The following is a 9021-nucleotide window of genomic DNA, read 5'->3' as shown; positions in this document are numbered from 1 at the left end:
CACATTCACCACCGAAAGATCCAACGACACCATCAACTGCACCACCGCCACCGCAGCCAACGTCACCCCGGCACCCACCGAAACCCCACCCGAACCCGAACCCGAGCCGTCACCCGAACCCGACGAGGCAGCCGCAGAGCTGGAAGGCTCCGCAGGCCCGGCGGAAGCAGCGGAAGCAGCGGAAGCGCCACCCGCCTTCCCCAGGCGCTTCACTGATGCACCATCAGATGACCTCGCACCCGGCGAGCCGGCGCCCACCGGACCCCGCCCCGCCGGTCCCTCATCCGACCGTCCTGAACCGGACGAGCCAAAACCCGTCCCGCCCATGGACTCTGACTTCGTGTTAGACGATCCCGTGTCCGTCACTGCAACCCAGCCCCTGCGATCCTCGCGTGCCAGTAGAATTTCCGAACAGGTTCTGAAACTAGCACCGGCCCCACCCTCTGTCGAGCACACAACCCCGCCCGCCCAACGAAGTTGACCAATTCCGTGCCGCCCACGACACCGCAACAGCAACCCCAGGGGCACCCCCAAGCACCGGACCGACCACACCCCGACCACCTGCCCCATCCGCCCCATCCGCCTACCGGCCAAGACCGACGGACCCGCCCCCGAAAGCCCGCAAGCACAGGCCTGTCACCTGCGTCCCCCTCCCACACACGTAATCCGCTTGACCTGGCGACGCGCTGACGCTGCACTGTGGCGGGACACCACCAGCCGTGGTGCCGGTCATCCAGGGGAGGCACCAGCAGCGATGCACATCCGTCCTACGACCGACCAGGACCTCGAGGTCTTCGTCGACACAGTCCATGCCGCGTTCGGGCTCTTCCCGGCGACCCCGAACGAGGACGGCGGCGGGGTCTTCTGGTCGGCGTACGAGATGGACCACAGCCTGCTGGCCGTTTCGGGGGACGGTCGCCCCGTCGGCACCGCCGGTGCGTACTCCTTCGAGCTCACCCTGCCCGGCGAGGTCCTCGTCCCGGTCTCCGGGGTCACCGCCGTCGGCGTCCTGCCCTCGCACCGGCGCCAGGGCGTGCTCACCGCGATGATGCGGCACCAGCTCACCGCGCTGCGGGCCCGCGGGGAGTGCCTCTCCGTACTTCTGGCCTCCGAGGCCCTGATCTACCGCAGGTTCGGCTACGGACCGGCGACCTACACGGCGCGGCTGACCGTGCCACGCCACCGGGCGGCAGCCGCCCTTCCCCGGGCACGCGCAGCGACCGGCGCCCCGGCGGCCGGCCCGGACACCGCGCCCGACACCACGCCCGACACCACGTCGGACACCGGCTCGATCGAGGTGCTGCGCCGCGCCGAGTGCGGCGGGATCCTGGAAGAGGTCTACGACCGCTACCGCCGCACCCAGCCCGGCGCGCTGTCCCGGCCGCACCGCTGGTGGGCGCTGGGCGCTGGACAGCCCCCGGTGTCCCCGGCGCCGCGCTACATCGCCGTCCACCGGGACGCCGACGGCGTCCCGGACGGGTACGCCAGCTACACGCTCGGCGAGGCCGGGGCCGGGATCTTGACCGTCGACGAGACCATCGCCGTCGACGACGCCGTCCACACCGCCCTGGCCCGCTTCCTGCTCGAACACGACCTGGTCACCCAGGTCGTGTTCAAGCACGCCCCGACCGGGCACCCGCTGCGCTGGCAGTTCGAGGACTTCCGCGCCGGCGAGGTGACCGGCGACACCGACTGGCTCTGGGTACGGCTGCTGGACGTCCCGCGCGCGCTCGCCGCACGCGGCTGGCCCACGGACGGCGAGCTCGTCCTCGACGTCGACGACCCGTTCCTCGGCGAACACGGCCGCTACCTCCTCACCGTCCGGGACGGCAAGGGCGATTGCACCCCGACGGACCGGGAACCCGACCTCTCCCTGGACATCAGCGACCTCGGCTCGGTCTACCTCGGCGGCACCACCCCGAGCACACTCGTACGCGCCGGACACATCCGCGCCCACCACCCCGGCGCAGCCGCCCTCGCCGACGCCCTCTTCCGCGCCGAACGCCCCCCGCACTGCCTCCACTGGTTCTGACCCGCACGCGTGCCCGCCCCGCACAGGTTCCGGCCCTGCGCGGGGCGGCCGTGAGCACGCCGCCACCGCCGGCCGCCCTGCGTGTTCGGCGTGTTCGGCGCGACCGGTGCCCGCGACGTCGCCGTCGTGCGCGGGCCTGATGGGTGATGTTCGTGCAGGTCGGTTGGCCGCCGGCCCGGCGTCCGGGTGGGGGCTGCCGATACTGCGGGCATGAGACCCACACGCCCGACTTCACTGCTGTGCCTCGCCGCGGTCACCGCGCTCGTCGCCGTCAGCGCCCCGGTCACGACGGCCGGCGCTGCCGCGGGGAACGACGGCCGCCACCGGCCCTGCGTCAGTTCTCCGCTGCCCCACGACGGTCCGGCGCTCGACATCCTGCGGATCGCCGAGCAGGCCAAGGCCGAGATGGACCTCAAGTCCGTCATCCTGCGGGTCACCGTCGACGGTCGCGAGGTCGTCACAACCGCGCTCGGCGAATCGATGACGGGGGTCCCGGCCGAGCCCGCCATGCACTTCCGGAACGGCAATGTCGCGATCAGCTACCTGGGGACGGCTCTGCTGCGGCTGGTCGACGAGGGCGTGGTCGGTCTCGACGACCCCGTCGCGCGCTGGCTTCCCGGCCTCCGGGACGGTGAGCGGATCACCTTGCGGATGCTCGGCGCCTCCACCACCGGTCTCGTCGACTACGTCACCTCCCCCGGTTTCGGCGAGGCCGTCTACGCGGACCCGTTCCGCCACTGGACGCCCGAGGAGCTGGTGGCCATCTCGACCGGTCAGGATCCGTGGTACGAGCCGGGGACCAACTGGAGCTACTCGCACGCCAACTTCGTCCTCCTCGGCGCGGCCCTGGAGAAGATCACCGGAACCCGGCTGGACGTCCTGCTCCAGCAGAAGGTCCTGGGCCCGCTCGGACTCCGCGAGACGCGCAACAGCTTCACCCCCGACATCCCGTCACCCGTCCTCCACGCCTTCACCGCCGAGCGGGGCACCTACGAGGAGTCCAGCTTCTGGAACCCCTCCTGGACCACCGCCCCCGGCGCGGTGCAGACCACCGACATCTGCGACCTCGCCGCCTCGGCCGCCGGCATCGGCTCGGGTGAGCTGCTTTCCCCGTCCGCCTACCAGGAACTGCTGAACCCGGGGACGGTCGGCCTGGGACACCCGACCGACAAGTGCCCGGAGAAGGTCTGCATCGCGAACACCGAGGCCACTCACTACGGCATGGGCCTGCTCGTCCTGAACGACTGGGTCTCCCAGCACCCGCTCTTCTTCGGCTACACCGCCTCCCAGGCCTATCTCCCGTGCGAGCACCTGGCCATCGCCGTCTCAACCACCAAGGGCCGCAACACCCCTGACGGCCACACCGCCCAGACGATCACCCAGCGCATCGCCGCCGCCCTCGCCCCGGACCACCCCATCCCCGACTTCGGCTGAGCCGCACGCCCGCCGGTCGGCCGGTCTGCCGGACGGCCGGACGGCCGGACGGCCGGACGCCGGGCCGGCCGACGGCAGACCGGCGGCCACACGGGCACATGGGCACACGGGGATGAGTCAGGCGTAGTCGGCCACGGGCTGCGCAATCCCGGGACCGCCCACGTGTGGAGTTCGGACGTAGCCCTCCGGAGGCGTGGGCAGCGCCTGCACACAGGCTTCGGAACAGGCGTTGACCAGGAGCGGAAGTACGTCGGCGGCAACCCGCAGGGAGATCCACACCTGGTGGATCCCGACCCCGGCCAACGACCGGCCGCACACGCTGCACGTGCGGACCGAGGCGGCACCCCACTCCCCGGGCTCGACACCGCCGAGGTCGGGGGCGCCCTTCACCACGCGGCCGGACCGCAGCGGGGGGAACGGCGGGCGGAGCTTCTCGTTCCCGTACAGGGCCCGCGTGCTCACGGTGCTCCGCCCGAGGTCCGGACACCTCGTCAGCTCGTACGGGAACCAGTGCAGCCGGTACGACGTGTACGGGGCGAACTCCTGCAGGCTGGTCATCGCCCCGATCTCCGGGGGAATCCGAACCAGGTTGCTGCCGTAGAGGACGAACTGCTTGACCGCGGTGAGTTTCGCGATCGAGGGCGGCAGAGTGACGATCTGCCGCCGCTCCTGCGGGCTCAGGTCCACCAGCGGCCGGAACACCTCGCGCCCGTCGGCGGCCGCCTCGTCGATCAGCGCCAGGAGGTGCTGCCAACCCGACGACGACGTGTCCTGACGATCGTTGTGGAAGCGCACCCGACGCCGGTTGGTGACCCGGGACTGGTCGAAGCACGCACAGGTGTCGCGGTAGGCCGCCCCGCCGTCCGGGAGCGGGCCCGACGTGTCGGCCGACCGGCTCGCGTCCGACCTCGACTCTGCTTCGTTCGCCACGGCCTACACGATAGATCTCGCCGGCCGGCAGGTGGTGGCCGGTCGGGCTGGCTTCGGGAGACTCACGAGCGGCGAGAGACGGGTGACGAGCGACCAAGACGACCTGTGGAGCGTGCGTTCGCCCGTCTGCACTGGTTCCGCCGCCTGCGGATCCGGTGGGAGATCCGCAACGGCATCCACGAGGCGTTCCTCGGGCTTGCCTGCTGCGTCATCTTCCGGTGGCGCTTGACGAAAGCTCCTGCCTCAGCCGTTGCAGTCCGAGGTGGCGCCGAAGCCACGGTCTTGAACCACCGGAAACGCCTCCGTCGCAGCGACGAGCCATGCATCGATCTCGTCGTGGGACGACCTGATGGCGCTGATCAGCTCCATGATGGCGTCCAGCTTCCGACTGCCGACGTTCAGGCGCAGTTGCTCGATCGACACCTCCTGGTACGACATGCTCAGCTGCCACCAGAAGCGCATGAGGTAGCGGCACTCCTGCGGCTCGCGATCATCCGCGAGGCGACTGTGGATCACTGCTTGGACGCACTGCCGCTGGTCGTCGTCGCGAAAGCCGTTCCTGAGGTCGGTCAAAGTCACGGTCGGACACTACCAACCGCGCCCACCAACAGACGCGGTGCATTCATCCCGTCAGGAGTTCTCAGCCCGTCCGCGCCTCGGTCACCGTCACCGTGAGCAGTCCGGCGTTGTCCCCCAGGCAGCGATCCTGGTCGTTGACGTGCAGGAGGAGCGTGCCGTCCGCCTGGGCCGTGTAGCTGCCGTCGGTCCCTTCGCCGTGGCCGAGGCCGGAAACACCGCCGACGTGGGACGGGTCTCCGCCTACGGCGACGCCCGCCAGAAGCGCCCCGTACGGCTCGTCCTCGTCGATCTTGCAGCCCGGCAGGACCGTGTGGTCGGTGTCCGGGCCGTACCCCTCCGGGCCGACTCGGGCGAACGTCCGGTAGTCGACGGTCCAGGAGCCGGCGACCGGCCTGACCGTCACGGTCTGGCCCGCGCTGACGTGCAGTCCGGTGTCCCGCCAACCGGCCGTGGTGGAGCTGACGGTGACGTTCCTGCTCCACGGACGGTCGCTTCCGGCGAGCAGGTCGGCGTACCTCAGGTGCCCGCAGGCTCCGGCGTAGGCGGCGATCGTCCCACCGAGTCCCACCCCGCAGAGCCGCATCGCACGGGCCCACTCCTGTCGGCCCACGGCCCCACTCGGCCGTACCTGCGCCCCGCCGTCAGGTTCCCAGTAGGAGGCGCAGATCGGATCGACGGCGCCGGGGCCGCTCCAGCAGTAGGACTGCGCGCGGTCCACCAGATCAGCCGGCACGTACTGGGCGCGGGGACCGAGCGCCCGCGCCGCGACGCCGAGGGCGGTGCGGGGGCCTTCGTGACCGGGCGGCGTGCGGACGCCGGGCGAGCGGCTGTCGAACATCGGGTCACCGAACAGCAGGACCTGGTCGATCCTGGAGTGGAGCGGCCCGAGCGTGGGGTCCGCCAGGGCGTCACCGAGCACCCATGCGCCCTCGGAGTAGCCCGCGAGGACGAAGTGCTGGTCCGGGCAGAGCGTGGCCTGCGTCCGGAGGTGGTCGGCGGTGACCGCGGCGCCGTTCTGCTCGTTGGAGTGCAAACCCGGCGGCAGCCTGGATTCGCCGGTCAGAGGCTCCGGCTGCCCCGACTCGCTCCGTCGGACCTGATCCTTCGTCACGTCCGACCCAAAGACCTTGGTGAAGTCCGGCGGGTCGTACACCCCGCCCGCTGCGGTCTCGTCCACCCACTGGACCGTGAGGTTCTCCGGGCCGAGCGCGGCCTGCAGCTCGGGGACGACCTGCTTCTCCAGGAAGTCGACCGTCGGCGACACGTCTGCCGGACCACGGACACCACGGACGCCGATGAACGCGTATGGCCGGCAGTCGCTCTGCGGCTGCGCCACGGCCCCCGGCGCGCTGACGATCGCGGTGGCGAACAGACCGCCGAGTGCGCCCAGAACCGTGGTCCACCGCCTCAGCGTCGGGAGTCCGCCACGTCGCCGGCCGCAACGTCCGGCGCCTTCGGTACGGTCGAGCAAGCGCATGGCCGACCTCTCCCACACACCGGATCACCTACGCCTACACCGGATCACCACCGGGTCACCGGGGTTCGCCGGGTTCGCCGGGCTCGGCCCGCCGGACGGTTCGGGGCGGCAGCCGCTTCGGTCAGGGGCAGCCGCTTCGGGGCCTTCGCCCGCAGCCGTCCCGGTGTGTGGTCAGCATGCGGCGCTGCCCATTTCATGATGTTCCGGTCACCAGGCCCTCGCAAATCAGCCCATCGGGGCTCTGGGATGCCGACCGCACCCGTCCGTGCTGCGATGAACAGTGGCGTGCGGCACGGCGGCGCCATCTCTTGCGCCACCCCCGTCCCCAGACCTGGCACGCACTGCTGGCGACGCGTCACATCCGTGTGAGGAGCGGACAATGCAGATCGGACAGGTTCCCTCCACCTCCACCGGGGCGGTCACGGGCCGGAGCCGACCGCGGCTCCCTCGCCGGTGGGCCCTCCTCCTTGTGGCGTTCGCGATCTCCCTGGCGAGCGTTCTGGGCACCGATGCGAACGCGGAGCCGGCCCGGACCGCAGGACTTCCGCGGATCCCTGCCCCGGCCTGCCTGCGCACGACCCCGAACACGGGGGAAGCCCATGACACCTGGTCGTCGGCAACCCCCGTGCTCACCGAGCGCTACTTCCTCGCCACGGCCACCGGATGTGACGGCACCATCCACGCGCTGGGCGGACTCGCCGCCACGACGGAGGGCGCAGGACCGGAGGACGTCGCCATCACCGACGCGGTCGAGGCCTATGACCCGGACTCGGACAGCTGGAGCAGCGCGGCACCGATGCCGCAGCCCGCCGCCGAGGCCGCGGGGGTGGCATCCCTGGACGGTCGTGTCCTCGTCTTCGGCGGTCGTCCGGACGCCGGTGCGACGCCCACCGCGGCGGCCTTCGCCTTCGACCCCGCCACCGACAGCTGGACGACGGTGACGGACATGCCCGGCCCCCGGGAAGGGGAGGGCGCCGCGATCGGTCCGGACGGCGCCGTCTACATCATCGGCGGCACCAGGGGCAGCACCGAGTCCACGCTCGGCACGGTGCCCGACGTCGACGTCTACACGCCCTGAGCCCGCCGGCAGGGCACCCACCGGCGGGTCGCCGACCGGGTGGGTCGAGCAGCGGGCTGCGGCATCCGGATCCCCGGCGGCCAGCGGCCGGCGGGCGAGACCATCGCGCCCTGGGGTGCAGCGCGGGTCGTACGGTCAATCGGCTCGGCGGGGAAGGCCTTCGTCGATCTGCCGGTTCACAGGGCCGCGTGGTGGCGGTCGGACGGCGCCGGCCTCCGCGACGCCGCTTTCCTTGCCGTGACGTCCGACTGAAGCGGTAGGCCTGATCCGCCTTGACCTTGGCAAACCCCGACCGCCGGGTCAGCCGCCGCATGGCCATGGCGTGCTGGATCCGGCTTCGTCCCGAAACCCCCAAGGGTGGAAGCCGATCTGGGGAGTGGTCCTGGAGATGAGGAACTGACGTCGGAACAGGCCGCCACCGGCGCGAGCACGCAGGTCCTGCAGATCACTCGTGCCACCTGCGAGACGCCCTTCCCCCCACGCTCGGGGACCGCTTCACGCCGCAGAACGGCCAGGCGTTGAGGAACTGGCTCCGCGGACGCACTCCCGGCAGCGACCAGCCATGCGGAAGTCGACCGCCCTCACAGTGCTCCCAGCGGCACCCGCAGCCCGGGGAGGGGAGAGTTACTCGATGCCGGGGAGGGTCTGGAGCAGGCCTTCGATTTCCCGGGGGTCGGCGCCGGGGAGGAGAGGCAGGGCAATGTCCGGGTTGGACTCGGCCATGACCACCACGGGGGTACCGGCGGGCAGGAGTTGGCGGAACCAGGCGATGGTGTCGGCCCAGAAGGCCGGCTCGCCGTCGCGCAGGATGAGGTGGCTGCGCTCGAAGTAGCTGCCGTGGCGGGCCAGGCCGTCGAGTTCGACCTCGAAGTCGAGGTGGTCGGTGTCGCTGACTGGCGCGTGCGCGTACCAGGACTGCAGGTCGGGATACCGGGCGCGGAGGTGACGCTCGGCTTCCTCGCGCGACAGCGGCCAAGCGGTGCCGGGCGGGGCGGCGATGAAGACTGCGTCCTGCAACGGGGGCTTCCTTCTGGTGGGCACGGGACGACACGGACGCTGCTCTTCGCATGACGCGCGGCAAGCAGGTGCTGCCGCTCCCCCACGGGTGGTTCTCAAGCCTCAGTATGTCCGCTCGTGGATCACCGTCCTCGCCGACGGAATCGTCGACGGCCACCGGTACTGCCCTCGCGGCCCCGGCAGGAGGCCATGACGGGCGGGTGTGCGTCCCTGTCCTTCCTGGCCGCCGCGCCACCCTGCCGGGAAGGACCGACGGCCTCGGCCGACATAGCGCGTTCAGGTCCGGCGCCGAGGGGACCGAGTGGACCGCTCAGGAGCCACCGTTGTCACGGAGAGCGGCGGCCGCGAACACGGCGGGTGAGGGCTGTGGTGCGGGCCACCCCGGGACGGGCCGGCCGGCAGGACTTCCCGCACGGGCCGCCCCGGACCGGTCACCCACCGTCGACCATGTGCCCGGCCTCACAGCCCTCCCGG

General features: G+C 71.5%; 8 protein-coding genes. 3 read left to right on the top strand and 5 right to left on the bottom strand.

What is annotated here, in order from left to right; translation table 11 throughout:
* Positions 1-213: hypothetical protein (locus tag J5Y04_RS40925; RefSeq protein WP_209417630.1), on the bottom strand; the 213-nt coding region annotated here is incomplete at its 3' end.
* Between the two features lie 541 nt (positions 214-754).
* Between J5Y04_RS40925 and J5Y04_RS40920 the strand changes: the two genes are divergently transcribed.
* Complete coding sequence (locus J5Y04_RS40920) at positions 755-2032, top strand: GNAT family N-acetyltransferase (protein WP_209417629.1); 1278 nt, start codon at positions 755-757, stop codon at positions 2030-2032.
* 210 nt (positions 2033-2242) lie between these two features.
* Entirely contained in the window at positions 2243-3466 is a 1224-nt protein-coding gene (locus J5Y04_RS40915; protein WP_209417628.1) for a serine hydrolase, read from the top strand.
* Between the two features lie 117 nt (positions 3467-3583).
* On the opposite strand, the gene J5Y04_RS40910 is transcribed toward J5Y04_RS40915, so the two are convergent.
* The 3 genes from J5Y04_RS40910 to J5Y04_RS40895 form a co-directional block, all read right to left on the bottom strand.
* On the bottom strand, positions 3584-4396 hold the full coding sequence (locus tag J5Y04_RS40910; RefSeq protein ID WP_245206484.1) for a leucine-rich repeat domain-containing protein: 813 nt from the start codon (positions 4394-4396) through the stop codon (positions 3584-3586).
* A 243-nt stretch (positions 4397-4639) separates the two neighbouring features.
* A complete protein-coding gene (locus J5Y04_RS40900) occupies positions 4640-4975 on the bottom strand; it encodes a hypothetical protein (RefSeq protein ID WP_209417632.1) in 336 nt (111 codons plus the stop codon).
* Between the two features lie 61 nt (positions 4976-5036).
* Entirely contained in the window at positions 5037-6452 is a 1416-nt protein-coding gene (locus tag J5Y04_RS40895) for a cutinase family protein (RefSeq protein ID WP_209417627.1), read from the bottom strand.
* Positions 6453-7077: 625 nt separating this feature from the next.
* Here J5Y04_RS40895 and J5Y04_RS43850 point away from each other — a divergent pair.
* Positions 7078-7530, top strand: coding sequence for a kelch repeat-containing protein (locus J5Y04_RS43850; protein WP_209417626.1), 453 nt, complete (start codon positions 7078-7080; stop codon positions 7528-7530).
* A gap of 624 nt (positions 7531-8154) precedes the next feature.
* Here J5Y04_RS43850 and J5Y04_RS40885 read toward each other — a convergent pair.
* A complete protein-coding gene (locus J5Y04_RS40885) occupies positions 8155-8547 on the bottom strand; it encodes a hypothetical protein (protein ID WP_209417625.1) in 393 nt (130 codons plus the stop codon).
* Between the last annotated feature and the right edge of the window lie 474 nt (positions 8548-9021).

This window comes from Kitasatospora sp. RG8 (genome assembly GCF_017813315.1).
GTDB lineage: Bacteria > Actinomycetota > Actinomycetes > Streptomycetales > Streptomycetaceae > Kitasatospora.
This window is presented reverse-complemented; position numbering and strand designations above follow the sequence as displayed.